Origin of the sequence: Sporolactobacillus kofuensis (genome assembly GCF_024125425.1) — a bacterium.
Classification (GTDB): Bacteria; Bacillota; Bacilli; order Bacillales; family Sporolactobacillaceae; genus Sporolactobacillus; species Sporolactobacillus kofuensis.
Genome location: NZ_JAMXWN010000010.1, coordinates 34,418 through 58,890, shown reverse-complemented (window position 1 = coordinate 58,890; position 24,473 = coordinate 34,418). Strand labels below are relative to the sequence as shown.

Here is a 24,473-nt window from a genome sequence, read left to right as displayed (position 1 = left end):
AAAGAGAGTACGTACAGAGTATAACTGTACCCGACTCTCTTTTTTTGTTTTTGGTTTTGTTAAAACCGCTGTTTCTTTTTACACACCTAGATCTGTGACGTCTCACACATTCGCCTTTGAGTAGCTTTATTAACCAGTTTTAACTAACCTGCACCTTTTTTTCATCTGTGCTCAGTCACACTTCTTCTTCGCTACAGTTGAAACGATCGCATAATTTCCGACGGTGAACCTTCACAACTTCTTCCAATTTAAGATTGTACAAATTAGCTAGAATTGCAAGGTTAGAAAGTACATCCCCAATTTCTTCTGAAAGATTTTGCCTCATTTCTTCCTGTGTTTTCTTTCCTTCTTCAGGATGATGGTCACGCCCTATTTCATATGTACGCACGGCTCGGGACACCTCACCCGCTTCCTCCATTAGAAACCCAACACGAATATAAGGTGGCAAATCCCTCCATCCCTGTTTTTCATAAAATCTATTTTCCCAATCCTGCACATCATTTAATTCCAAAAAAATCCCTCCAAATAGCTGTTAGATTTTTTCTAGTGTAACACATGCATAATAATAGAAGTAAAAACATGTGCAAGCCCATACCATTGGTACTGCAAAGCAAACATTTTCTACAAGTGTCTTTACACCTGTAAATTATGTACTTATAATAGGGACATGCTTGATTACACATTATATGAAGACGTGTGATCGCATGAAAAATTGATCTAAAGATACCGTACTCATTAATCAGGAGGATATTATGTCATTAATTAATCACCGATCGGAAAGAAAGTTACTTGGTGTCGCTGGACTCGCTTGGTTGTTTGATGCGATGGATGTTGGCATGCTGTCGTTCATCATTGCCGCATTGAAAACAGAGTGGGACTTGAATGAAATCCAAATGGGTTGGATTGGAAGTGTGAGTTCAATTGGTATGGCTGTCGGCGCATTGATTTTCGGCATGATGGCTGACCGAATTGGTCGGAAAAATGTTTTGATTCTTACCCTACTGCTGTTCTCGATTGGCGGTGGCCTCTCTGCTCTGACCACTGGTCTTTCCATTTTTCTTGTGCTGCGTTTCTTTATTGGTATGGGGCTTGGCGGTGAATTACCTGTCGCATCAACACTTGTTTCAGAAAGTGTATCTGCAGATAAACGCGGCCGGATTGTCGTTCTGCTTGAAAGTTTCTGGGCAGGTGGATGGATTGTTGCCGCTCTCATTTCTTACTTTATCATTCCCCAATACGGTTGGCGGATCGCTCTGGTTATCGGTGCACTTCCAGCATTCTATGCTATTTATCTGAGATGGAATATTCACGATTCATCAAAATTCATCGCGAAAACAAAAGAAGTTAAGCCAAGTTTATGGCAAAACATCACGAAAATCTGGTCAAAAAAATATGTCCGTCAAACCGTTATGCTTTGGGTGCTTTGGTTCTGTGTCGTCTTCTCTTATTATGGTATGTTTCTTTGGCTTCCAAGCGTCGTTGTACTTAAAGGATTTAGCCTAATCAGGAGCTTCCAATATGTACTGATTATGACGCTTGCCCAGCTCCCAGGTTATTTCACCGCAGCTTGGCTGATTGAAAAATGGGGTAGAAAGTCAGTACTTGTTGTCTATCTGCTTGGAACAGCTATCTGTGCTTACTTCTTCGGAACGGCAACCACATTGCCACTGCTCCTTACATTTGGAATCCTGCTCTCCTTCTTTAACCTGGGCGCTTGGGGTGCCCTTTATGCTTACTCACCTGAGCAGTACCCGACCGTCATTCGTGGAACAGGCACAGGAATGGCTGCTGCGTTTGGACGAATTGGCGGAATCTTTGGTCCATTACTCGTCGGCTATTTGATTGTACGGCACGTGTCCATAACTTCTATATTCACTATATTCTGTATCTCTATTATTGTTGGTGTCCTCGCTGTCCTACTTCTTGGGAATGAAACCAAAAACAAAGAACTTGCTTAAAGTCATCAATAAAAAAAAGCCCTTCGGAAAAAATCCGAGGGGCATTTTTCTATTTAAGTGCCTGTGAAGAACATTAATCGGAAGCTTACTGTTTCGCATCGTCACTACGATTCTAAGTAAAAAACTTTGTACTTCCTTATCTTTTAAAAAAAACATTGGCAACAGGAGCGCCAATGTTTAATCATCATCCGTTCTATGGACAGGAAGAACTTATTATTTTTATACCTTCTCTATTCTGTTCATAAGTCTATCATCGGTCATAATCACCATGACATAGTAATTGAATAGAAATCAGCCTAAAAACACAGCACCGATTAGTAATGCTCCACCAACCACAAACGCAGGATGAACACGAAAACGCTGCATCAGTACGAAACTCGCGACACCAATAAAGATCATCGGGATCCATCCTGATTCCTGTTCCGATGCGACAAAAAAATTCCATGCCATCATTCCAAGCATCACGACAATAATGGGACGAATGAATAAGGTCAAACGCTTAATCTTCGGTGAATCTTTGAAGCGTTCAAGTAGACCAAGCAACACAATCAACAGAATCAGTGATGGGGCTACTGTAGCAACTAACGCAACAAAGGATCCTAGAATTCCCGCCACATCATATCCAATATAGCCGGCCATTTTTGTCGCAATGGGGCCTGGTAACGCATTTCCAAAGGCAAGTACATTACTAAAGTGCGGTACGGACATCCAATGGTAATGACCAACTACTTCATTTTCAATGAGTGGAATTGATGCCGGACCTCCACCATACCCTAGAATACCCGGGATAAAAAAAGCAAGGAACAGTTGCCATAAAAGGATCATTTTCGCCCACCTTCTTGCACTTTTTTTACAGGTTTGACCAGCACATACAATAATGTCAAAGCAATCAAGAGCGCTGGGTGAATATGAATCACTTCCATGAGGATAAAGCTCATCACAACAAGAATTAGACTAACGATCCAACCGAGCCCTTTTTGGGCGCTCGACATAAAGCTCCATGTCAGTTGCGCCATAAGAATACCGACGACCGGAAGCACAGCCTGGGTCATGCCGCGTACCCACCTTTGGTTCTGAAAAGCTGCAAGAAAGCCAAGCAAGACCACCATCAAAACTACTGTTGGAAGAATTACCGCGATGAGTGCAATCAGCATTCCTGCCCATCCTTTGATCTTCCACCCAACATACCCCGCGAGTTTCGTGTTTATTGGCCCAGGTAACGCATTTGCAATTGCCACCATATTGCCAAACTCTTCGATCGACATCCATTTATATTTCTTGACCACTTCCGCCTCGATTAATGGAATTCCGGAAGGACCCCCGCCGAAGCTTAAAATACCTGAACGGAAGAAAGCAATGAATAGATCCCGATAAAGAACGAACACCGAGCGAAATTTCTTTAATGGTCTTGGCTGAAATTTTGTTTCTAACTCTGACATGAAACCAAACCTTTCTTCTACAATCCATTCCAACAACACATATAGGGCACTGCATTAGGCAACAGTAAGCCTAATAACGATTATGCAAAATGGCATGCAGCCCAGTGTCCATCTTTTTTTTGTTCAAATGCAGGCACCTTTTGTTTGCAGAGGTCTTTTGCAAATGGGCAGCGTGTATGGAACCGGCAACCCTCAGGTATATTAATGGGACTTGGCACCTCTCCGCTAAGAATAATTCGCTCTCTTTTTGGTTGATTTACTAATGGGATTGCTGATAGTAAAGCCCTCAGATATGGATGAAGTGGATGCTCAAAAATTTCTTCTTTACTCGCAAGTTCAACAATTTGTCCAAGGTACATCACTGCGACCCGATCACTTACATGCTTAATCACTGATAAATCATGTGAAATAAAAAGGTATGTGAGTTCATAGTCTTTCTTGAGTTTCTGCAAAAGATTCAATATTTGAGCTTGTACGGAAACATCCAGTGCCGATACTGCTTCATCACAGACAATTAATTTAGGTCTAACCGCCAACGCTCGAGCAATACTAATTCTTTGCCTTTGCCCACCACTAAATTCATGTGCATATCGGTCATAGTAGCTTTTTTTTAGTCCCACTTGTTCCAAAAGTTCTTCGACATAGCTTTTACTTTCCGTTTTATTGACCACATGATGTGTATTTACTATTTCCCTTAGCATCGTTCCAATCGTGATGCGTGGGTTCAATGAACCAAATGGATCTTGAAAGACCATCTGAATGTCTTTCCTTAATTTGCGTATTTGACCGTTCTTTAACTTTGTTAATTCAATACCCTCGAAAAGCACCGATCCATCCGTTGGTTTCTGAAGTTGGAGAATAGATCGTCCCATAGTCGACTTTCCACAACCGGATTCACCGACAATTCCAAGTGTTTCTCCTTTATTAACAAAGAAGCTTACGTCATCTACAGCTCTTACAGTTTGATGGCCCAAACCTACAAAACCCTGTTTGATATCGAAGAATTTCTTTAGATCCTTTACTTCCAAAATTTTTTCAGGTTCAGGTGTTTCAGACTTTATCAACACTGGGATTCTCTCCCTTCACATCTTCTGATGAATATAACCAACAATGTACTTCATGACCGTCCGTTATCTTCGGTGGCTTAATCTTGCTGCAGATCTCCATGGCAAATGGGCAGCGCGTGACAAATCTGCATCCCATTGGCATCTCATCCGGACTTGGAACAGAACCTTTAATTGTCGGGAGTACTTCTGTATCCTCATCCATTTTTGGAATGGAGTTGATCAAGCCCTTCGTGTACGGATGCTTTGGCTCAGTGAACAGTTCCTTTGTATCCCCATACTCCACCACCTGACCCGCGTACATGACGACCACTTTGTCAGCTGTTTCTGAAACTACACCCAAGTCATGAGTGATTAATAACAACGCCATATCAAATTGGCTTTTTAAGTTTTGTATTAATTCGAGAATTTGAGCTTGTATGGTCACGTCCAAAGCAGTCGTGGGTTCATCAGCTACTAATAAACCCGGATGGCAAATTAGCGCCATCGCAATCATCACTCGTTGTCTCATCCCACCACTCAACTCGTGGGGATATTGTGCAAATCTTTTTTCCGGTGAAGGGATACCAACCAGTCTTAGCATCTCGATTGCTTTCTCTTTCGCCTCATGTTTGCTCACTTTCTGATGAACGCGCAAAACTTCGGAAACTTGATAACCAATTGAATGCAGAGGATTCAGTGCTGTCATCGGTTCCTGAAAAATCATGGAAATTTCTTTTCCCCGAATTTCGCTTAATTCCTTTTGACTCTTACGACTAATATCTTGACCTTTATAAACGATTTGTCCATCATGAATCCTACCTCCACTAGGAAGTAAGCCCATAACAGCTAACGATGTCAAGCTTTTTCCACATCCAGATTCACCAACAATGCATAATGTCTGCCCTTTTTCAATGTTAAAACTAATATCATCAATGACCGAAGTATGGCCATAACTGTGATCAAAGCCAATACTTAAGTGATTCACAGATAAAATGTCATTCATGTCCGCACCTCGATTACTTTAGCTTTGGATCAAGCCAGTCATGGATTCCATCACCAAATACGTTAATTGAGATCACCGCTAAAAAGATAAATAATCCTGGAAAGATGGAGATCCATGGTGCCTGAGAAATATAACCCTGCCCTTCAGCAAGCATGGCCCCCCAACTTGGCGTCGGAGGCTGCGTGCCAAGTCCCAAATAACTTAGTGATGCCTCGGCAATGATTGCTGAAGCAACATTTAAAGTGGCCTGTACAATAAGTGGTCCAAGTATATTGGGAAAAACATGCCTCATCATGATTGAGAAGTTTCGAAGTCCTGATGCCCGAGCTGCAGACACATATTCTCTTTCTCTCTGCGCAAGAACTTCTCCACGTGCCAGCCTTATAAAATATGGTGTGAATACAAGGCCGATCGCAATCATTGCATGATTAAGGCTAGGTCCAAGTACTGCCGCCAAAGTCAGAGCGAGAACTAATGATGGAAAAGCGAGCATTGCATCTGTAACCCGCATGATAATGAATTCATCCCAGAATCCTCTGAAATAACCTGAAATCATGCCCAATGGTATGCCAATTGTCAACGCGATACCCACTGAAATAAGTCCTGCTTTCAATGAAACTTGAGCACCAAAAATGATTCTTGACAATAGGTCTCTTCCAAGGGTATCTGTCCCAAACCAATGTGTTGCAGATGGTGGTTTCAGTATTTGACCATAGTTTTGCTTCGTTGGATCGAACGGTGCAAGTAATGGTGCGAAAACGGCAAGAACAACAAGCAATACAACAAAAATACCACCACATACCGCAAGTTTATTTTTCATCAATTTTGAATAAGATTTATTACGTTTTTTACGTAATGGATTTATTTGTACGCGATTAACAGTTTCGGATTGTAATTGAGGCTCACCCATTATTTTGATGCACCTCCCAAACTTATCCTCGGATCTAGGAGCGAGTAGGCGATGTCTACTAAGAAATTTACAATGACAACTGCAAAAGCCATGAACAGAATAGCTCCTTGAACTACTGGAAAGTCTCTCGTTAATATAGCATTTACGATTAACTGACCGAGTCCAGGTACCGCGAATATTGTTTCAGTGATCACTGCTCCACCGAGGAAAGAAGACAATTCCAAACCTGCAACGGTCAGAACCGGCAGCATCGCGTTCCTTAAAGCATGTTTAAAGACAACTGCCTTTTCCAGTAAACCTTTTGCATAACCTGTTCGGATGTAATCAGACTGCATCACTTCAAGCAGACTTGATCGTAACATTCTTGTCAATTGTGCCGACAATCGAATACCGAGTGCGATCGATGGCATGATCATTAGAATGATATTTCGTACCGGATTTTGAGCAAATGCAACATATCCTGAAGGAGGTAACCATCCTAGCGTTAATGACAAGAGATAAATAAGTAGTATACCAAGCCAAAAAGCAGGGATGGAGACACCAGATAAAGCAAAAACTGTCGTTACATAATCCCAAACTGAGCCTTTGTGAACGGCACTAATAATTCCAGCTGGTACCGCAATCAATACCGCCAATAGAAACGCAAAGATCGTTAATTCAAGCGTTACCGGTATTTTACTTAACAAAATGTTTAATACTGGTGTGTGGTCTGAAAGTGAATAGCCCAAATTTCCTTGCAGAACACCACCCACCCAATGTATATACTGCAGGTAGAGTGGGTCGTTCAGTCCAAGATTTTGCCTTAATGAGGCGAGCGCTTGTGGTGTCGCTTCCTGACCAAGCATGAGCGATGCCGGATCACCAGGAATGATATTTATCAACCCAAAAACCATAATGCTTACTAAAAACAAGATGACAATCATCAAGAAAAAACGGCGTGCAATGTAAAGTAACATAGTTATCCTCCCTGTATTTATTTTAGAGAGATCGTCTCAGGGCGAATCATCGTATCTGGGTAATGCTGGAATCCTTGCACACTTTTCTTCATTGCCTTGTAATCGTTTGGATAATAGATTGAGATATATGGCGCATCCTTCCACAACTGCTGTGAAATCTTATGGTACAGTTGTGTACGTTCTTGCTTCGATGATACTGTACGTGCTTGATTCAACCATTTATCAACATTTGCATTTGAGTAACCCATATCATTATTTCCGCCTTTAGTGATAAACCAGGAATATATCGTTCCATCCGGATCCATTCGGCCGCTCCATCCAAGATTAATGGCATCAAAGTTATGCTCCGTTCCTTGCTGAATCATCGTGCCAAACTCTACCATTTCAAGTTTGACATTAATGCCAACTTTTTTAAGCATCGATTGAACCATTTGTCCTAACTGCTGATTCTGTGCGCTACCAGCAGGAATTTTCAAAGTAAAGTGAACATTCTTCAGTCCTGATTCCTGAACAAGCTTCTTTGCGGCAGCTGTATCAGCAGTTGTTTGTTTCAAGCTTGAATCATGTGCCCAACTCGACACTGGAAGCGGACTCGTTGCCGGTGTCACATAATTATGGAAAATGACTTTAGCGATCGATTCACGATCAATAGCCAAATTAATTGCCTGACGAATTTTCACATTATTAAGAGGCGCCTGATGCACATTCAAAACGATTCCCTGGAATCCAATGGCATCTTTTTCATCTACTTTAAGATTTGGATTCTTTTTTACTCGATCGATGTCTTTGTAGTCAATTGTATTTACAAGATCTACATTGCCTGATGTTAAATTGGTTAATCTCACATTACCATCAGCATAAGGATGATAAACGATCGTTTGAATCTTAGGTTTTTTACCCCAATAGCCTTTAAATGCTTTGACTGTAATATGATCTTGTTTGACACGCTCAACAAATTTATACGGTCCCGTTCCAACTGGATGGTTAGAGAAGTTTGCTCCTTCTTTCTTCACGGCTGTCGGTGAGAGCATCATTCCTGCTCGGTCAGTTAGAATCGATAAGAGAGGAGAAAAAGGTTGCTTCAATGTCACCTGTACTTGGTAAGGGCTAAGTACAGTAACTTTGCTAATCGACCCAATTTCTGAAAGTCTAGGAGAAGCCGATTTAGGATCTAACTCCCGATCAAAGTTAAATTTCACTGCTTTTGCATTAAAAGGGGTGCCATCCTGAAATTTAACATCTTTTCTTAGATTAAATGTGTACACTTTCCCGCCATTCGTAATTTTCCAGCTCGTCGCCAGTTCAGGTACGATTTTTCCATTTACATCTATATCTACCAATGTATTATAAATACTTTGAAAAACTTGTCTGTCCACAGCTGCCGATGATTTCTGAGGATCAAGTTGCGGCGGATCGTTGTCCAATCCGATTACAAGTTGATTTGTTGACTGATTTGTAGTCGTTGATGAACTCGTATTGCCCTTGTTGCCTCCACACCCAGATGCGATAACAAGCAAAAGGATTACTCCCAAAAACATAAAGCCTTTTAATCTTGCTTTCATTGATAAAATCCTCCTCATGTATAAAATCTTAGTTTATGATCAATCACGGCTAGTAACCCTGCATGCCATACATTACCAGGCGGCAACCACCCCATCCGCTCTCGATTCCGTTCCGCCCACGAGTACACCCGTTTCGGAATTTCTCCAAATAATTTGGCCGCGTCCAAATGAACCTGAATCCAAAGCAACCTCAATGTCATGTCCGCGTCGTTCTAGTGCCTGAGCAATATGATTTGGAAATGTTGATTCAACTTTAATCGTTTTTCCGCTCATCCATTGCCACCTAGGCGCATCAATTGCCGCCTGGGGATTCAACTGAAAATCAATTGTGTTCGTGATCACCTGCAGATGACCTTGGGGTTGCATATATCCGCCCATTACGCCAAACGGTCCTACAGGTTGTCCATCCTTTGATAAAAAGCCAGGGATAATCGTGTGATAGGTCTTTTTCCCAGGAGCAAGTGCATTTGCATCCTTGGTATCGAGAGAAAACGTATGACCACGATTTTGAAGTGCGATGCCCGTCCCCGGAACAACAAGCCCTGAACCAAACCCCATATAGTTACTTTGAATAAACGAAACCATATTTCCCTCGCCATCTGCTGTAGCAAGATAGACCGTCCCACCTTTTGGCAATGATCCAGGTTGTGGCTCTATTGCCGATTCACCAATATGCTTACTGCGATCACGCGCATAGTCTTCAGATAATAGTTTGGAAACTTCATCATTCATGCTTCGCGGATCAGTTATATATTTTTTCCCATCTGAAAAAGCAAGTTTCAGTGCTTCAATTTGTTTGTGGTAGGTATCAACAGAATCTGTATTAGGAAAATCTAGATTTTTCAGAATGTTTAGTGCGATCAATGCAACGATTCCCTGTCCATTGGGTGGTAGTTCCCAAACATCGTAACCTTTGTAGTTAATCGAGACGGGATCAACCCATTCTGGATGATAACTTTCTAGATCGCTTTTTCGAATAAATCCGCCATTTTCTTTTGAAAAACGGTCTATTTTTTCTGCTATTTCTCCTCTATAAAATGCTTCTGCCTGAGTATCAGCAATCAGTCTAAGTGTTTTCGCATGGTCAGGTGATGACCACATTTCGCCTGCTCTTGGTGGTCGCCCTTCAGGAGCAAATGTTTCAAACCAGGGTTCGAACATTTGCTCGTGGAAACTCTTCTTAAATTTACGGTAAGCAATCCGCCAGAATTTTGCTAATCCTGGAGCTAAGGGATATCCACTTTCTGCATAATCGATTGCCGGTTTCAAAACCTCAGAAAGAGGAAGGCGTCCAAATCGTGATGAACAGGCGGCCCAAGCTGCAGGTGCTCCTGGAACCATTACAGGTTCGAAGCCGTGCACAGGCATCTCTTTATAGCCTCTTTGTTTTACTGCATCAATAGAGATTGATTGCGGTGCAACCCCACTTGCGTTTAAACCATGCAGCTTCCCTTTTGTCCAAATCAGTGCGAATGCATCACTGCCTATACCATTTGATGTGGGTTCAACAACGGTGAGACAAGCCGCCGTTGCGATCGCTGCATCGATTGCATTTCCTCCTTTTTTTAGAATTTCTAGACCTGCTTGAGCAGCAAGGGGTTGTGCTGTTGCGACCATACCCTTTTTCCCAAATACTGATGCCCTTCTGGAAGGAAATGGTTGGTATTCAAAATCAAACACCTGGAATTGCCTCCTTATTATTCAATTAAAATTAATTAATCGACCAGTTCTACTAACATATGTAGTTTTATTTATTCATTTAATGTCTTTAATTAATCAATTTGTATTTTTTTATTAACATTTGTTAAATCATTAATCATGATTATAAAACTTTGTTTTTTTTAAATCAACATATTTTTCACATATTTTTCACAATTGAAGAATTTTTTTTGTACGCAAAAAAACACATAAAGGAAAATGATTAGTTTCCTTATGTGCTTTCACGTGATTTATCAAAAATTCATTTTTATAATTTTAATCCCGTTCTACTCTTGAATCTACGTAATAAAATGTGGCTATTTACTTTTGTAATCCCCTTCATTGAATACAGTTCCTTGTTCGTGAAATTCTCCAATTGATGAAAATCTTCGACTAATACATGCACGTGCAACATGCTCGGACCAGTCATCTGGTAGCAGCTCGCTACACTTGGGTTACCTGTTAATTTTCGGGCGACAGACAAGAGCGCTGATGGCTCACACTCAACTTCATAAAAAGCAGAAACAGTCTTCCCGGCTAGCTCTGAGTTAATAACAACGCTAAACTTTTCAATAATTCCGTTTTTCACCATTTGCTGCACGCGTTCACGCGTAGCCACACGTGATAAGCCTAAAACTTTTCCAATATCAACGTAGGACATTCGACCATCCTGTGCTAGACAGTCCAGTATTTTTCGATCTGTATCATCGAGTTTCATCCATTACTCGCTGTTAAAAGCAATCCGGCATAAATGAGGTTATGTTAAAGGATCCTATTCTACTCATTGATTTCCACCCTGCTATCTTAATTCAACAGCAACTTTCCTCCTTGTTTACACTAAGATTGTGTGTTCTCTAAACATTTATACACCTACACGTTATCAATTGATTATAATTTTATACTCAGGTCGTGCTTATGTATATGTCCAATAGTGAGAAGCTTAACATTAGTAGGTGTATTCGTTTATTACTTATTCTTTTCATCGCTTTGTTCATTAAGTTCTTAATTTTGTCAAAGTCACTCAAATTAACATAACTTTATTCTAAGAAAAAACGGGCAAAAAGCGCCCCGTCCCTTAAGCCATGCCCGATTTTGATGATGCTCCGATTGCTCGCATCGGCTAAGAAGCCGCGGGCGACCCGTGATCCTCCTCAAACAACTCGTAACTGCGGGTTCTCACTTGGCTCGCATCAACTGGAACGTTCCCGCAGGAGTCTCGCATCTGCGCATTCGGTCACTTAACTTTGTTTCGTCAAAATTATATACGTTCTTTACGTGTAAAAAAATAGCGATGCACAGTTCGTGCACCGCCAGGTTGTTATCCTCTAATCCTGTTGTTCATTTGATCAACTAATGCCTTAATCCATTGAACCTTTGTCGATTGTTGACCCTTTGCTTGAATCGCTTTCAGATCCTTTAGTGTTCGATTTGCTTTGGTCTTTCGACTTACTAGTATCTTGCTTCGGTGTTTCCTTGCTTTCTTGATTTTTTAGCTTTTCCGAAGCGGATGGATTGGCTGTTGCTGATTGTGCGCCGACTGTAACTGCTTTGACTTCCGATGCACTCTTATTCATATAGTTTTCTGGGCTAACCGGAAAACCGTTTTTGCGAATTTCAAAGTGGAGATGAACACCCATCGGCTTGTTCAGTGCTTCTGTGCCGGCTGTACCAATCTTCTCACCTTGGACAATTTGCTGACCCATAGCTACATCTACTGAAGCTAGGCTTTGGTACAACGTCTCCACGCCATTCTTGTGTTTTAAAGTCACCTTATAACCTAGCACATCGTCTTTCTTAGCTTCTACTACTTTTCCACTCATTGCCGCTGTGACCGTAAACGACTTATCATCATTCGCACCAATATTAATACCCGTATTTTGGACGTATGAATTGTTATAGTTTACGAGGGCGGCTTGCTGTTCCTGCTGTGTTCCTTTGACATCATAGAAAGGTTGAATCACCTGAGTATCTTCCTGAGCAGCCGGCCATTCAAACACTTCATCACCTGCACTGAGCGGATTGGATGTAGGTTTGTCTTGATTAAAAACTAACCGATCCTGAGCATTTTTACTCGATTGTTCTGAGCCATGCATTTGAAAAAGCAGAACACCCGTGAGGATGAGCGATGCGGCGCATAAGTATAAAGCGGGATAAAACCAGCGCCGTTTTGCTAGTTTTCGCAGACCGGACAGCTCTTTTTCCTGTAATTTCTTCTGATCCTTGTTATCTGTCATTTTTTTGTATCACCTCAGCAACATTCTGATCAGAATGTTGCCGATCTATACATAAAAATAGGAAAGTATGCTGTTTTTTTTATAAAATTTATGAATTTAACACTACGACAATACTTTTCTTACTATTTTTTTAGATTTGCAGTACCTTCCATTTCTCATTCTATGTGGTTCTAATCTTATTTTTTGGCTAATGCTTGCTGCGCTTTAACAGTCATCTTGCTCAATTGCGTCCCTTGATAAAAATAGGTAATAATTTGCTTGGCACTCTTCCCTTCTCGTGCCATCCCTTCAGCACCATACTGACTCATGCCCACGTCATGACCGCTGCCTAATGTTTGTGCAATGACTTGATTTCCATTCTTTATTAGTTGAAAGTCAGTCGAGCTTAACTTCAGCTTTTCGCGGATTTGCCTACCTGTAAAGATTTTTCCATCCACCCTATAAAGAGCGATATGATTTGTTGCTGTTTTTTTCAGTACTTTACCTAGATCACCATTACTTCCAAGACGAACATCAAGAGCACGCTCAACATCAACTGTTCTGAGTTTCTTCTTTATCCGGTATTTTGGTGAGAGTTTGTCCCACGGACTTGGCACGGATTTGAGATAGGGCACATTATTTGACCAGTAATCTTTTGCGTTTTCAGTCTGGCCGTTGCTTGTTGAAAAGAATACCGGTGAAATCAACTTTCCTTTATAGGTAATTACTTGAGCATCTGTTTCTGCAACGGCTTGGGTTACTTTTTTTATTTTCCAATGATAATCATTGCCCCAGATCTTCTTTAGTTCCGTGCGACTATGGTAAACCTGATTTTGTACAGTATCTGTAACTTGTCTATTAGGATTTTCCATTATTCGTGCCATAATATAGGTTCGTGCAGCAATTGCTTGTGCCTTGAGTGCTTCAAGTCGAAACTTGGCGGGCATCTCAGAACCAACGACACCAATCAGATAGTCGTTTAGAGCAACTTGATCCACCCTTTTATCCGCAGAACGATACACTGAAACTGAAATCAGTGCTGCTTTTGAAATAGTTTTCTGATCTTGGGTAATGCGCTTTTGGGTTTGCTGATGCGCAACTTGATGTGTATAGGGAATGACTACTACTGCAGGAATGATAATTATGATGAGTACGAAGATAAAGAGGAGCGCAATCGCCTTCTTCATTTAGTTTTGCCTCCGGCATCCCTGATTTAGACGTTCAATTCCTTGTGCATTTTGACAAAATGGGAATTTCCAAAAAGTATTTAAACACAACGATACCCCTCCTGTATGTGCACTCTTTCGCGCATTTGCCTTGAGGAGAACACTCTACAATCAAATTATGCTTCTTTACTCGAAACTAGAACAAACCATCAATGCATATTTTTATGTATGAAGCATAAACTCAGGTTGAGTGATTAATCGCTTTCATTTGATTTCTGAATATTAAGAATTAATCACGACTTAGATAAAATAAAAACCCGACCCGCTTAGGTCAGGTTGTATTAGGCCTTATTATAGAATCCTTAAGCAAACTTGGGATTGATCGTAATCGGCGTGCGTATTTCTTTAGCTTCTGCTGCCGGTTGTTCTGTTTCATTTACTTGTACACGTTCAATATCAGCGCCAAGCATACGGAGTTTACCAGCCAAGTCAACATAACCACGATCAATGTGGTGAAGTCTGCTTACTTTGGTATACCCTTTGGCAACAAGTCCTGCAATAACTAGTGCCGCCCCTGCACGTAAGTCCGTTGCTGCAACATCAGCTCCTTGAAGATCACATGGTCCACTGATTACGGCTGAACGCCCGTCAATTTTTATTGACGCATTCATTCGACGGAATTCTTCAACATGCATAAATCGATTTTCAAAGACCGTTTCTGTGATCACTGAAGTGCCTTTAGCTTTCAAGAGCAACGCCATCATTTGTGCCTGTAAGTCTGTTGGAAAACCCGGATGAGGCATCGTTTTTACATCGATCGCTTGAATATGATCGTTTCCAATAACACGAATGCCGTCCTCTTCTTCTTCAATTGTAATACCCATTTCTCTCAATTTCGCAATTAGGGGACGTAGGTCTTCACTATCAGAATCCTCTATTAACACATTTCCGCCTGTAATTGCAGCGGCAATCATATAGGTACCTGCTTCGATGCGGTCAGGAAGAATGGCGTGTTCTGCGCAATGCAGTTTCTCAACACCCTTAATGACAATTCTACTTGAACCTGCACCACTCACCTGAGCACCCATGGCGTTAAGATATTGTGCCAAGTTAACAATTTCCGGCTCACAAGCCGCATTTTCAAGAACAGTTTCACCTTCAGCGAGGGATGCCGCCATGATAATATTTTCCGTGGCTCCAACACTTGGAAAATCTAGGCATATAACAGTACCCTTAAGTTTTCCGTTAACACGAGCTTCAATCGACCCATTGCCAATTGTTACTTGAGCGCCCATGGCTTCAAACCCTTTAAGGTGCTGATCAATGGGACGTGAGCCAATGGCACATCCACCCGGTAACGCAATTTTTGCACGACCAACACGAGCAAGCAATGGCCCCATAACCAAAAAGGATGCTCTCATTTTCCTTACATATTCAAATGGCGCCTCTGTAAGCAATTCCGCCATTGCATTAACCATAATTGTCTTGTTTTCATAGTTCACCGACGTATTTAAATAGCGCAAAACTTCATTTATCGTGTATACATCTGCCAATTCCGGTACATTATATATTTTGCTTGTTCCTTCAGAGGCAAGCATTGATGCGGCAATGACAGGAAGAACAGCATTCTTTGCGCCTTCAATTTTCACAGAGCCCGAAAGCCGTTTCCCTCCGTGAACGATAATTTTTTCCAAACTTTTCCCCTCCGCGTCCATTTATCTCTTCGCTCGATCCGGAACATTCTTCCGTGCCGCGTATTTTGCTGAATCAATTCGTCATCATGTGGACTAAGGGAGTCTTATTCTCTCCATATTATTAATATTCCACAGTAATGATTGGCGAGCCAAGGGCAATGATGGTTTGGTCTCCATCATTTCTCAAGGCAACCTGAATGTTCATTTTTTTGTTTCCAGTATAAATGGCGTTGTTCCATATCTTAGTATATGCGGAAATCGATACAAAGGTTTTTTCTTGCAGTCGTTCAACAGGAGCGCCTGAGAAAAGCTTAATATACCGGTTCCCTTCTTCAATTAAGCCAAGTTTCATTTTAGCACTGCGATTAGCCTTTACACAAGTGTAGATGTGCTCTTGATTATGGAAAATTTGCTCAAGATCTGTAGTAATTTTTTTTCGCATAGTCGGCCAATTTTCTTGATTAAATGATTTGCCTACAACTTGGTAAAGCGTAACGGTCTGGTAATTATTTTCTTCCGGATAAGCAACATATGAAATGCGAACCTCGACATGATTGGAAAGTTTTTTAACGCCTTTCCATCCGATGACGCCTTTATTGGGCTGTAGAACAAACCATTTATACCCATGGAGTTGCGATTTTTTATGTTCTGTCTCACGGATAAATTGCTGTTCAGTCACCAAAGCCGACTGATTTTCACGCGCATAGATTATCCATTGCTCCACAGTTGCATGTCGTTGTTCTAAAGCTTTAACATATGCTGGAATACGATCAAGATCATTTGCATAAGCATTGTTCGATTGTTTCGCTACTACATGTTCTTGGAATTGTTCCGTAAATAATGGTGAACAAAAAATAATGACAATCATAAGTACAATTTGACGTTTCATTTACGTCCGCCCCTCTCCCTAATTTCATTATTTCCTGAAGGGAGAGGGACCCATACGTGGAACTTTTCGTCAAAATCTGACTTTCAACTTAAAGATCCATTCAAATAGGGTCATTCATAAATTTGAGGCAACATCAGTGACCAGAAAACATAGTCAAGAAAGAACTTTGCAACTGGGTAGCTTATTGCAATGGCCAACAACAAATAGAGAACTCTAGCCTGTTTGCTCTTCGGCTGACGGAAGGCTTTCTCTAATTTCAAGCTCTGCAACGCCCACCAAGTCAACGCCAAAAAAGAAAGATGAAATAAAATGTTAATCATTGCCTGAAGGCCAGAATTACTGATCAATCAAGCCACCGCCTGTACTTTTATTTTGGAACAATGGCGCAAAGATGATCCGGAACTTGCATATCCAACCACTATGTAATGATTGCGCTTTGTTCCTAATGAATTTAGGGCATGTAATAATCTTTCGTTGAAAAATATGAAACTGTGCATTCATCTCCGTGTTTGTCATGTAATTGTAATCTTACATTAACACAATATTAATATTCAATGCTAGTATATTTTAGCTCGAATAGTATAAATTAGCCATATTTTTTTTTAGCATTTTATTAAGAGTTTCAAAGTTTACTTCTTAATAACAAAAAGAGCCCCTCCATAACCATGGAAGGGGCTCTTTTTGTTATTATTATGCTTCCGGAATCGTATCATCAATCGACGCCGTGGACAGGCGCAGTTCAGAACGCTTTAACTTAAGCATCGCTTCAGCATACCCTTCGGAGGTCTCATGAAGTGTGCTGAGTTGGTTTTCAGCATCGGCTTTTGCCTGTTTTGCACGTTCAACATCGATCATTGATTTTAGTTCAGCAGCTTCAGATAAAATCGTAATGTTTTCGCGGCCGACTTGAATAAAACCACCATGGACGGCTACGTAATCAACAATTTTTTCATCTTCATGCTTCAGGCGAACAAGAGCGATTTCGAGTGGAGCGACAATCGGCATGTGATGTGGCAAGATGCCGAGTTCACCGCTTTTGGAGCGTACACATACCATGTGAACGTCGCCTTCGTACACTTTGCCCGCTGGTGTGACAATATCCGTATGCACCGTACTCATCAGCCTGCCCCCTTCATTTGGCCTGAACAGTCCTGTTCAGGCCACTCATCAAACCAGTTGCTTTGCTCTTTCCAGAACATCTTCAATTGTTCCGGTGTTTCGGAAAGCTTCTTCCGGAACATCATCATAGTTACCGTCAAGAATACCCTTAAAGCCTTTAATTGTATTTTCTACCGGTACATAAGATCCTGGAACACCAGTAAATTGTTCAGCAACGTGGAAGTTTTGACCAAGGAAGAACTGAATACGACGTGCCCGGCTAACTGTCAGCTTATCTTCATCTGAAAGTTCATCCATACCGAGGATTGCGATAATGTCCTGCAGTTCCCGATATTTCTGAAGCGTCATCTGCACGCGTACTGCCACTTCATAATGCTCATCACCAACAATATCCGGAGAGAGGGCACGCGAAGTTGACGCGAGTGGATCAACAGCTGGGTAAATACCAATCTGTGTCAGTGAACGTTCAAGGTTTGTTGTTGCATCCAAGTGAGAGAACGTTGTTGCCGGTGCTGGATCGGTATAGTCATCGGCTGGCACATATACAGCCTGAATTGATGTAACTGAACCTTTTTTCGTCGACGTAATTCGTTCCTGCAAACGGCCCATCTCTGTTGCTAATGTTGGCTGATAACCAACGGCAGACGGTAGTCGGCCAAGAAGCGCCGACACTTCGGAACCTGCCTGAGTGAAACGGAAAATGTTGTCGATGAAAAGTAGAACGTCTTGTCCCTCTACATCGCGGAAGTATTCAGCCATAGTCAGACCGGAGAGTGCCACACGCATACGTGCACCCGGCGGCTCATTCATTTGACCAAACACCATGGCCGTTTTTTTAATAACCCCAGAGTCGGTCATTTCATAATACAGGTCATTACCTTCACGAGTTCGTTCTCCTACACCAGCGAATACGGACACGCCGCCGTGCTCTTCGGCGATATTATGAATTAATTCCTGAATCAACACGGTTTTACCTACACCCGCGCCTCCGAATAGACCGATCTTGCCACCCTTTATATATGGTGTCAAAAGATCAATAACTTTTATTCCTGTTTCAAGAACTTCGGTCTTCGTCGATAGTTCTGCGAATTTAGGCGGATCTCTATGGATTGCATGCTTTTCAACATCAGAAGCAACTTCTTTACCGTCAATAGCTTCTCCTAGCACGTTAAATACACGGCCAAGTGTTGCATCACCGACCGGAACAGAAATTGGTGCTCCAGTATCGATCGTTTCCATGCCTCGGACAAGTCCGTCTGTTGAGTCCATGGCGATGGTTCTTACGGAATCGTTGCCAAGGTGAAGTGCAACCTCAAGCGTCAGGTGAATGTCCGCTTCATTGGAGGACTTAGCTTTATAATCTATGGTCAGAGCGTTATATATTTCAGGCAGATGGCCGCGTTCAAACTTAACATCTACAACGGCGCCCATAACCTGAGTGACATACCCTTTGTTCATGAAACTACCTCCTATCAGATGGGTGTTCAAAAAGTCCGGGAAAGGGAAGATGGATCTTCGACTAATGACGTACACATCCCGTGAGCAATGTCGAAGTCATGTATGTACGCGTTTAAAACTGCGCAATCTTGATCTTCTCACGACGCCCAGGATGGGCCAGTGCAGGCGTTGCAGCAGGATGTTGCGTTCCTAGCCAGCAAACTGATCCATTATCTTCCTTTTTGAACGAACCTATCAATTTTTTCTTGCAGTCACTTATTCGAGAGCGGCGGCACCGCCGACAATCTCTGTAATCTCCTGTGTAATGGCAGCCTGACGTGCCCGGTTATATTCGAGAGACAAGTGATCAATAATATCACTGGCATTATCCGACGCACTTCTCATTGCTGTCATTCGAGCAGCTTGTTCTGCAGCTTTGGCATCAAGCAAAGCACCGTAAATCTGTCCTTCCGCATAGAGTGGAAGAAGACTTTCCAGTACTTCATCTTCATCAGGCTCATATGCGTAATTAACTTTCGCCGCTGACTCACTTTTAAGATCTTTAAGCGGAAGCAACTGTTTATCAACCAAAGTTTGCGAAATCGCATTAACAAAATGATTATAGACCAAATGCAACTCATCAATTTCTTTGCTATCAAACAGAGCAATCGTCTGCTTGGCAAAAGCTAACACATCATCGAACGTAAAATCATCAGCGATATCTGTCTTACTTAAAACAACAGGGTAACCACGTTTTTCAAAGAAGCTCAATCCGACTTTTCCAGTTACGATGATTACGTACTCATCCCTTGATTGATGTTTTTCAGCAATCAGGTTCTGAGTATACTTCAATACCGTACTATCATAAGCACCGGCAAGTCCACGGTTCTCTGTGATGACCAGATAAGCTGTTTTTTTAACAGGTCGTGCAGCCAGCATCGGGTGCTTGCTGCTGCTCCCCTTCGATGAGGCGCTCGCAATACTTGCCACAACCTCACGCAGTTTATCTGCATAAGCTGAATAATCTTGGGCCGTCGCCTGCGCGCGATTCAGCTTTGCGGCTGCTACCATTTGCATGGCTTTGGTAATTTTGCGCATTTGTTTCGTTGACGCGATTTTTTCCTTAATATCACGCATTGAAGGCATGTTCGTTCACCACCCTTGAAGGCCGTTTGAACATCATCATGGAAAAACCATCATGGATCAGTGGGCCAATCTTCAGAAGAATATGCGTTCTTCCGATGTCAAGATATCGGATTCTTTTTTCATTTTTTCTGAGCCCTACGTGTTTATTCAGCATTTGTAGGTACAAAAGTTTTCTTAAATGCAGTAATAGCATCAGCAAACACTTTTTCATCCGGAAGCTGTTTTGTCTTACGGATGTTATCAAGAATGCCGCTTTCACTTTGTGCAAGATAAGCCAGCAACTCTTTCTCAAAGCGTTTAATATCGACAATCGCAACGTCATCAATGTAACCTTTGGTTAAGGCATAAAGCACAGCAACCTGTTTTTCAACAGGATATGGATTGTGAAGATCCTGCTTCAAAATTTCAACTGTTCTTGCGCCTCGATCCAGTTTCGCTTTAGTTGCTTTATCAAGATCTGAACCAAATTGCGAGAATGCTTCCAGTTCTCGGTAAGAAGCCAAATCGAGTTTCAGCGTTCCTGCAACTTTCTTCATCGCTTTGATCTGCGCAGCACCACCAACACGAGATACGGATGTTCCGGCGTCAACGGCTGGTCGGATACCTGAGTAGAAGAGGTTGGATTCAAGGAAAATCTGTCCATCTGTAATTGAAATAACGTTGGTTGGGATGTAGGCTGAAATATCCCCGGCCTGTGTTTCAATAATCGGCAGTGCAGTGATTGAACCGCCACCTAATTCGTCACTCAGTTTTGCTGCACGTTCAAGAAGCCTTGAGTGCAAATAGAAAACGTCACCAGGGAATGCTTCACGGCCCGGCGGACGGCGAATGAGCAAGGAAAGTTCACGATATGCTGCTGCTTGTTTGGACAAATCATCATAGATAATAAGCACGTGTTTGCCATTATACATGAATTCTTCACCCATTGTTACACCGGTATAAGGCGCCAGATAAAGCAATGGAGCAGGCTCTGAAGCCCCGGCTGATACAACAATTGTCTTATCCATAACGCCATATTGTTTTAATGTATTCACAACACCGGCAACAGTCGACTCTTTTTGACCAATAGCAACATAGATGCTGATCACATCTTGATCTTTTTGATTAATAATCGTATCAATGGCAATCGCTGTCTTACCTGTCTGACGGTCGCCAATGATTAATTCACGCTGACCACGTCCGATCGGAATCATGGCATCAATCGCTTTGATTCCGGTTTGCATCGGTTCAAATACCGACTTACGCTGCATTACGCCAGGCGCCTTTTTTTCAACCGGTCGTGTCTTATCGGTTGCGATTGGACCCTTGCCATCAATTGGCTGGCCAAGTGGATTAACAACTCGTCCCAGCAATGCTTCACCAACCGGAACCTGCATAATCCGTCCTGTACGTTTGACCGGATCTCCTTCATGAATATCTGTAAAAGGGCCGAGTATGACGATACCGACGTTGTCCTCTTCAAGGTTTTGAGCCATACCAAGGACGCCGTTGGAAAATTCGACAAGCTCGCCCGACATAACACTGTCAAGGCCGTGGACGCGGGCGATTCCGTCGCCGACAGTGATGACAGTGCCGACTTCGCTCACTTCAACGGTGGATTGATAATTTTCAATCTGCTGTTTGATTAATGAGCTGATTTCTTCCGCTTTAATGCTCACGATATTTTCACCCCTGTCTCCCTACTTTAATCTCCTGTTTGAAGCCTGCCAATTTGCTAGCTATCGTTCCGTCATAAAGGCGGTCGCCGATGCGCAGCAGGATGCCTCCAATGATTGCTTTATCAACTTTAACGTGGATGCTCAATTTCTTTCCAAGCGCTTGTCCGAGCCGCTCAGCAAGATCTTGTTCTTCTTGCTTTTCTAAAGCAACGGCAGTCGTTACAGTAACATCAAGTATGCCACGTTTCTCATTTGCCATTTGTGTGTAGGCTTCAAGCACTTCATCGATTATGGCTTCGCGTTTGCGGTCGATAAGCAGTCTCAGCAGATTCAAAACTTCAAGACCAGTCTGATCTTCAAACAGCTTGTTTACAAGTTCCTTCTTATTTTCACTGCTGACCTGAGGATGCATCAGTACACGGCGAAGATCTTCATGTTCATTTAGAGCTTCAGCCACAATATGCAGTTGAGATTCGATCGTATCAATGGCGTCGCGCTCTTCTGCAACTTCAAAAAGCGCCTGTGCATAACGGTTCGCTACGATTTCGCTCATCGTTGATTCCCCACCTGCTTTATTAACTGATCAATCTCTGTTGAATAATCTTTTGGATTGATTTCCTTTTCAAGCACTTTTGACGCGAGCAGAACCGACAGATCAGCGACTTCATCGCGGATCGCGGCAATTGCCTTTTCTTTTTCAAGGCTGATTTCTTCATTCGCATCTTTAATCATCAGATCCGAACGGCTTTTTGCTGCATCGATAATGCTCTTTGCTTCAGCGTTAGCCTGGCTTTTTGCTTGTTCAAGAATGCCATGCGCTTCTTCACGAATGCGCTCGACTTCTGCTTTCTGCTCTGCAAGATAAGTTTCTGCATCTTGTCGGCTTTTTTCCGCTCCGTCAATCTGACCGTTAATATATTTTTTTCTTTTTTCCATAACCGCAATAATCGGTCGTACGCCAATCATCGTGACAAAGATCATCAACAAAATCATGACGACTAATTGGAAAAGAATATTTCCCAAAGAAAATGACAGCACAGCTCTTGCCACTCCTTTCAATCTACAGATTTTCTTGCTGATTCCGGCCGCAAAAAAGTGGCACCAATTGTTCTAAGTCGTGCCTGTTGGATCAGATAATGCCGAAGAGAACCAGAATACCAAACGCGATTGAAATGACTGGTAATGCTTCAACGAGACCGAGTGCGATCATCGATTGTCCAAACAGAGTACCCTGTGCTTCGGGCTGACGAGCAATACCTTCCAAGTAACGGCTGAAGAGTACACCGTTGCCAATACCTGCTGCAAGCGCACCAAACGCGATCATGATACCACCAGCTAGAACTGCTAAACTCATAACAAGATTCCTCCTAGTTTGTCTATGTTTTTATCCTTCGCATAGGATGGGAAGTTCGAATGCTCACTTAAATCATTCTTCTCCCACCTTTTGAGCGATATACACCATTGCCAGCACTGTGAAAATGTACGCCTGGATACATCCGACGAAAACTGAAAAACCCATCCAGGCAAAAAGTGGAATTCCAGTAAAATAGAATGTGCCTTCACGAAGAATCAGAATTAACACTTCGCCGGCGAATATGTTCGCCCAAAGTCGCAATGCGTGTGTTGCTGGTTTTGACACTTCATCGATAATGTGAATCGGAAGCATCCACCAGAACGGTTTCACATAATGTTGCAAATAACCAAGCGGGCTTTTAGCAATACCTGCAAAATGTGAATACAAGAATATCGCACCTGCCATCGCTACGGTTACGTTAATGTCTGACGTTGGTGATTTGAACCAACTGACTGAATCAGTGAGTTTCAAATCAGCTGCTGTTATGCCCAGTGATGGGATTGGGCCATGTGCTGTAGCCGTTACCATGACAACAACGCCAAGTAAGTTAGCTACTAATATGAAAAGAAAAGTTGTCAATGCAAAGCTTAGATATCTTGCTGATTCTTTCTTTTCAAGCATCATCCCTGTAATACCGCTGACAAAATCAATGACATATTCCATGACATTTTGGCGGCCACCGGGACGAACAGACAGCTTGCGTGTAAGTAAAAACACAAGCAACAGGACAATCAATGCGGAAACCACTGATCCAATCATCAACGTGACATCAAAGGTCATTCCGAGAAATTTCACTTTCGGAGTCAGATCCATGAATCTCCCCCCCTTCATCTGAAGAAGTCTTGCCATTGCCTTTTAAATAATAATAACTCATCACCGTCACAAGAAGCAGATAACCAAACAATAACGACAGCACAAAAGATCGGTAATCAATGCGGGTTGGAAAGCGATACACGATCAGTGTTCCAAACACGATAGCAAGAACACGAACCGTCATATGTAAACCCGCCATTTTACGGGAACCTGATTGAATTCGAAGTCCGGCTATCCTTAATCGAAACGATAAATGAAATACATTATATAAACTGATTAATCCGCCGAGGAGAAAGCCGCTGGCCAGCGCTCTCGCCGGTCTCAAAAACCAGATTAACCCAAACACAACTACATAACACACCGTCACAATCAGTACAACGCGTGAAAACCATTCCATGACTGGTTTCATCGC

The 24,473-nt window shown here is 42.2% G+C and carries 25 protein-coding genes; 1 reads left to right on the top strand and 24 read right to left on the bottom strand.

From position 1 onward, the window contains the following. Window positions 1-175: 175 nt before the first annotated feature. Entirely contained in the window at window positions 176-511 is a 336-nt protein-coding gene (locus NIE32_RS09455; protein ID WP_253076643.1) for a MazG-like family protein, read from the bottom strand. Between the two features lie 241 nt (window positions 512-752). On the opposite strand from NIE32_RS09455, the gene NIE32_RS09450 reads away from it, so the two are divergent. Then, window positions 753-1,958: an MFS transporter gene (locus NIE32_RS09450; RefSeq protein WP_253076642.1), complete on the top strand. Its 1,206-nt coding sequence runs from the start codon at window positions 753-755 to the stop codon at window positions 1,956-1,958. A gap of 291 nt (window positions 1,959-2,249) precedes the next feature. Here the strand turns inward: NIE32_RS09450 and NIE32_RS09445 are convergent, their stop codons facing one another. The 23 genes from NIE32_RS09445 to NIE32_RS09335 form a co-directional block, all read right to left on the bottom strand. After that, entirely contained in the window at window positions 2,250-2,783 is a 534-nt protein-coding gene (locus NIE32_RS09445; RefSeq protein ID WP_253076641.1) for a chromate transporter, read from the bottom strand. Further along, window positions 2,780-3,397 (bottom strand): chromate transporter, encoded by a 618-nt coding sequence (locus tag NIE32_RS09440; RefSeq protein WP_253076640.1) that lies wholly within the window; start codon window positions 3,395-3,397, stop codon window positions 2,780-2,782. Before NIE32_RS09440 ends, NIE32_RS09445 begins: the two co-directional genes overlap by 4 nt. An 80-nt stretch (window positions 3,398-3,477) precedes the next feature. Further along, entirely contained in the window at window positions 3,478-4,461 is a 984-nt protein-coding gene (locus tag NIE32_RS09435; RefSeq protein WP_290443564.1) for an ABC transporter ATP-binding protein, read from the bottom strand. Then, the gene (locus NIE32_RS09430; RefSeq protein WP_253076639.1) at window positions 4,448-5,446 is read right to left on the bottom strand and encodes an ABC transporter ATP-binding protein; all 999 of its coding nucleotides are present in this window, start codon (window positions 5,444-5,446) and stop codon (window positions 4,448-4,450) included. Before NIE32_RS09430 ends, NIE32_RS09435 begins: the two co-directional genes overlap by 14 nt. 13 nt (window positions 5,447-5,459) lie before the next feature. After that, window positions 5,460-6,356 (bottom strand): ABC transporter permease, encoded by an 897-nt coding sequence (locus tag NIE32_RS09425; RefSeq protein ID WP_354327291.1) that lies wholly within the window; start codon window positions 6,354-6,356, stop codon window positions 5,460-5,462. Then, on the bottom strand, window positions 6,356-7,312 hold the full coding sequence (locus NIE32_RS09420) for an ABC transporter permease (protein ID WP_253076638.1): 957 nt from the start codon (window positions 7,310-7,312) through the stop codon (window positions 6,356-6,358). The genes NIE32_RS09425 and NIE32_RS09420 overlap by 1 nt, the downstream gene beginning before the upstream one ends. Window positions 7,313-7,329: 17 nt before the next feature. Continuing rightward, the gene (locus tag NIE32_RS09415; RefSeq protein ID WP_253076637.1) at window positions 7,330-8,874 is read right to left on the bottom strand and encodes an ABC transporter substrate-binding protein; all 1,545 of its coding nucleotides are present in this window, start codon (window positions 8,872-8,874) and stop codon (window positions 7,330-7,332) included. Between the two features lie 72 nt (window positions 8,875-8,946). Next, window positions 8,947-10,491 (bottom strand): gamma-glutamyltransferase family protein, encoded by a 1,545-nt coding sequence (locus tag NIE32_RS09410; RefSeq protein ID WP_253076709.1) that lies wholly within the window; start codon window positions 10,489-10,491, stop codon window positions 8,947-8,949. 349 nt (window positions 10,492-10,840) lie between these two features. Continuing rightward, window positions 10,841-11,290, bottom strand: coding sequence for an Lrp/AsnC family transcriptional regulator (locus NIE32_RS09405; protein WP_253076636.1), 450 nt, complete (start codon window positions 11,288-11,290; stop codon window positions 10,841-10,843). Between the two features lie 640 nt (window positions 11,291-11,930). After that, window positions 11,931-12,806 carry a M23 family metallopeptidase gene (locus NIE32_RS09400; protein WP_253076635.1) on the bottom strand — a complete coding sequence of 292 codons (876 nt, stop codon included), beginning with the start codon at window positions 12,804-12,806 and terminating at the stop codon, window positions 11,931-11,933. A 176-nt stretch (window positions 12,807-12,982) separates the two neighbouring features. Further along, entirely contained in the window at window positions 12,983-13,972 is a 990-nt protein-coding gene (gene spoIID, locus NIE32_RS09395; RefSeq protein ID WP_253076634.1) for a stage II sporulation protein D, read from the bottom strand. Between the two features lie 341 nt (window positions 13,973-14,313). Beyond that, window positions 14,314-15,645 carry a UDP-N-acetylglucosamine 1-carboxyvinyltransferase gene (gene murA, locus NIE32_RS09390; RefSeq protein WP_253076633.1) on the bottom strand — a complete coding sequence of 444 codons (1,332 nt, stop codon included), beginning with the start codon at window positions 15,643-15,645 and terminating at the stop codon, window positions 14,314-14,316. A gap of 121 nt (window positions 15,646-15,766) precedes the next feature. Next, window positions 15,767-16,534 carry a YwmB family TATA-box binding protein gene (locus NIE32_RS09385; RefSeq protein WP_253076632.1) on the bottom strand — a complete coding sequence of 256 codons (768 nt, stop codon included), beginning with the start codon at window positions 16,532-16,534 and terminating at the stop codon, window positions 15,767-15,769. 110 nt (window positions 16,535-16,644) lie between these two features. Then, complete coding sequence (locus tag NIE32_RS09380) at window positions 16,645-16,881, bottom strand: DUF1146 family protein (RefSeq protein WP_253076631.1); 237 nt, start codon at window positions 16,879-16,881, stop codon at window positions 16,645-16,647. Window positions 16,882-17,224: 343 nt separating this feature from the next. Then, window positions 17,225-17,653 carry an ATP synthase F1 subunit epsilon gene (gene atpC / locus NIE32_RS09375; RefSeq protein WP_253076630.1) on the bottom strand — a complete coding sequence of 143 codons (429 nt, stop codon included), beginning with the start codon at window positions 17,651-17,653 and terminating at the stop codon, window positions 17,225-17,227. A gap of 48 nt (window positions 17,654-17,701) precedes the next feature. Beyond that, entirely contained in the window at window positions 17,702-19,111 is a 1,410-nt protein-coding gene (atpD, locus tag NIE32_RS09370) for a F0F1 ATP synthase subunit beta (protein ID WP_253076629.1), read from the bottom strand. A 255-nt stretch (window positions 19,112-19,366) separates the two neighbouring features. After that, entirely contained in the window at window positions 19,367-20,236 is an 870-nt protein-coding gene (gene atpG, locus NIE32_RS09365) for an ATP synthase F1 subunit gamma (RefSeq protein ID WP_253076628.1), read from the bottom strand. A 143-nt stretch (window positions 20,237-20,379) separates the two neighbouring features. Continuing rightward, window positions 20,380-21,894 (bottom strand): F0F1 ATP synthase subunit alpha, encoded by a 1,515-nt coding sequence (gene atpA, locus NIE32_RS09360; RefSeq protein ID WP_253076627.1) that lies wholly within the window; start codon window positions 21,892-21,894, stop codon window positions 20,380-20,382. Between the two features lie 7 nt (window positions 21,895-21,901). Next, window positions 21,902-22,447, bottom strand: coding sequence for a F0F1 ATP synthase subunit delta (locus tag NIE32_RS09355; protein ID WP_253076626.1), 546 nt, complete (start codon window positions 22,445-22,447; stop codon window positions 21,902-21,904). Beyond that, complete coding sequence (atpF, locus tag NIE32_RS09350; protein ID WP_253076625.1) at window positions 22,444-22,932, bottom strand: F0F1 ATP synthase subunit B; 489 nt, start codon at window positions 22,930-22,932, stop codon at window positions 22,444-22,446. The genes NIE32_RS09355 and atpF overlap by 4 nt, the downstream gene beginning before the upstream one ends. Window positions 22,933-23,023: 91 nt before the next feature. Next, window positions 23,024-23,248: a F0F1 ATP synthase subunit C gene (gene atpE, locus NIE32_RS09345; protein ID WP_023509696.1), complete on the bottom strand. Its 225-nt coding sequence runs from the start codon at window positions 23,246-23,248 to the stop codon at window positions 23,024-23,026. 72 nt (window positions 23,249-23,320) lie between these two features. Next, window positions 23,321-24,061, bottom strand: coding sequence for a F0F1 ATP synthase subunit A (atpB, locus tag NIE32_RS09340; RefSeq protein WP_253076624.1), 741 nt, complete (start codon window positions 24,059-24,061; stop codon window positions 23,321-23,323). Beyond that, window positions 24,018-24,470: an ATP synthase subunit I gene (locus NIE32_RS09335; protein ID WP_253076623.1), complete on the bottom strand. Its 453-nt coding sequence runs from the start codon at window positions 24,468-24,470 to the stop codon at window positions 24,018-24,020. Before NIE32_RS09335 ends, atpB begins: the two co-directional genes overlap by 44 nt. Between the last annotated feature and the right edge of the window lie 3 nt (window positions 24,471-24,473).

Coding starts and splice junctions, on each gene's coding strand:
- NIE32_RS09450 (WP_253076642.1), top strand. CDS start 753: ATGTCATTAATTAATCACCGATCGGAAAGAAAGTTACTTGGTGTCGCT.
- NIE32_RS09445 (WP_253076641.1), bottom strand. CDS start 2,783: ATGATCCTTTTATGGCAACTGTTCCTTGCTTTTTTTATCCCGGGTATT.
- NIE32_RS09440 (WP_253076640.1), bottom strand. CDS start 3,397: ATGTCAGAGTTAGAAACAAAATTTCAGCCAAGACCATTAAAGAAATTT.
- NIE32_RS09430 (WP_253076639.1), bottom strand. CDS start 5,446: ATGAATGACATTTTATCTGTGAATCACTTAAGTATTGGCTTTGATCAC.
- NIE32_RS09425 (WP_354327291.1), bottom strand. CDS start 6,356: ATGGGTGAGCCTCAATTACAATCCGAAACTGTTAATCGCGTACAAATA.
- NIE32_RS09420 (WP_253076638.1), bottom strand. CDS start 7,312: ATGTTACTTTACATTGCACGCCGTTTTTTCTTGATGATTGTCATCTTG.
- NIE32_RS09415 (WP_253076637.1), bottom strand. CDS start 8,874: ATGAAAGCAAGATTAAAAGGCTTTATGTTTTTGGGAGTAATCCTTTTG.
- NIE32_RS09410 (WP_253076709.1), bottom strand. CDS start 10,491: ATGGTCGCAACAGCACAACCCCTTGCTGCTCAAGCAGGTCTAGAAATT.
- NIE32_RS09405 (WP_253076636.1), bottom strand. CDS start 11,290: ATGAAACTCGATGATACAGATCGAAAAATACTGGACTGTCTAGCACAG.
- NIE32_RS09400 (WP_253076635.1), bottom strand. CDS start 12,806: ATGACAGATAACAAGGATCAGAAGAAATTACAGGAAAAAGAGCTGTCC.
- spoIID (WP_253076634.1), bottom strand. CDS start 13,972: ATGAAGAAGGCGATTGCGCTCCTCTTTATCTTCGTACTCATCATAATT.
- NIE32_RS09385 (WP_253076632.1), bottom strand. CDS start 16,534: ATGAAACGTCAAATTGTACTTATGATTGTCATTATTTTTTGTTCACCA.
- atpC (WP_253076630.1), bottom strand. CDS start 17,653: ATGAGTACGGTGCATACGGATATTGTCACACCAGCGGGCAAAGTGTAC.
- atpD (WP_253076629.1), bottom strand. CDS start 19,111: ATGAACAAAGGGTATGTCACTCAGGTTATGGGCGCCGTTGTAGATGTT.
- atpG (WP_253076628.1), bottom strand. CDS start 20,236: ATGCCTTCAATGCGTGATATTAAGGAAAAAATCGCGTCAACGAAACAA.
- NIE32_RS09355 (WP_253076626.1), bottom strand. CDS start 22,447: ATGAGCGAAATCGTAGCGAACCGTTATGCACAGGCGCTTTTTGAAGTT.
- atpE (WP_023509696.1), bottom strand. CDS start 23,248: ATGAGTTTAGCAGTTCTAGCTGGTGGTATCATGATCGCGTTTGGTGCG.
- atpB (WP_253076624.1), bottom strand. CDS start 24,061: ATGGATCTGACTCCGAAAGTGAAATTTCTCGGAATGACCTTTGATGTC.
- NIE32_RS09335 (WP_253076623.1), bottom strand. CDS start 24,470: ATGAAACCAGTCATGGAATGGTTTTCACGCGTTGTACTGATTGTGACG.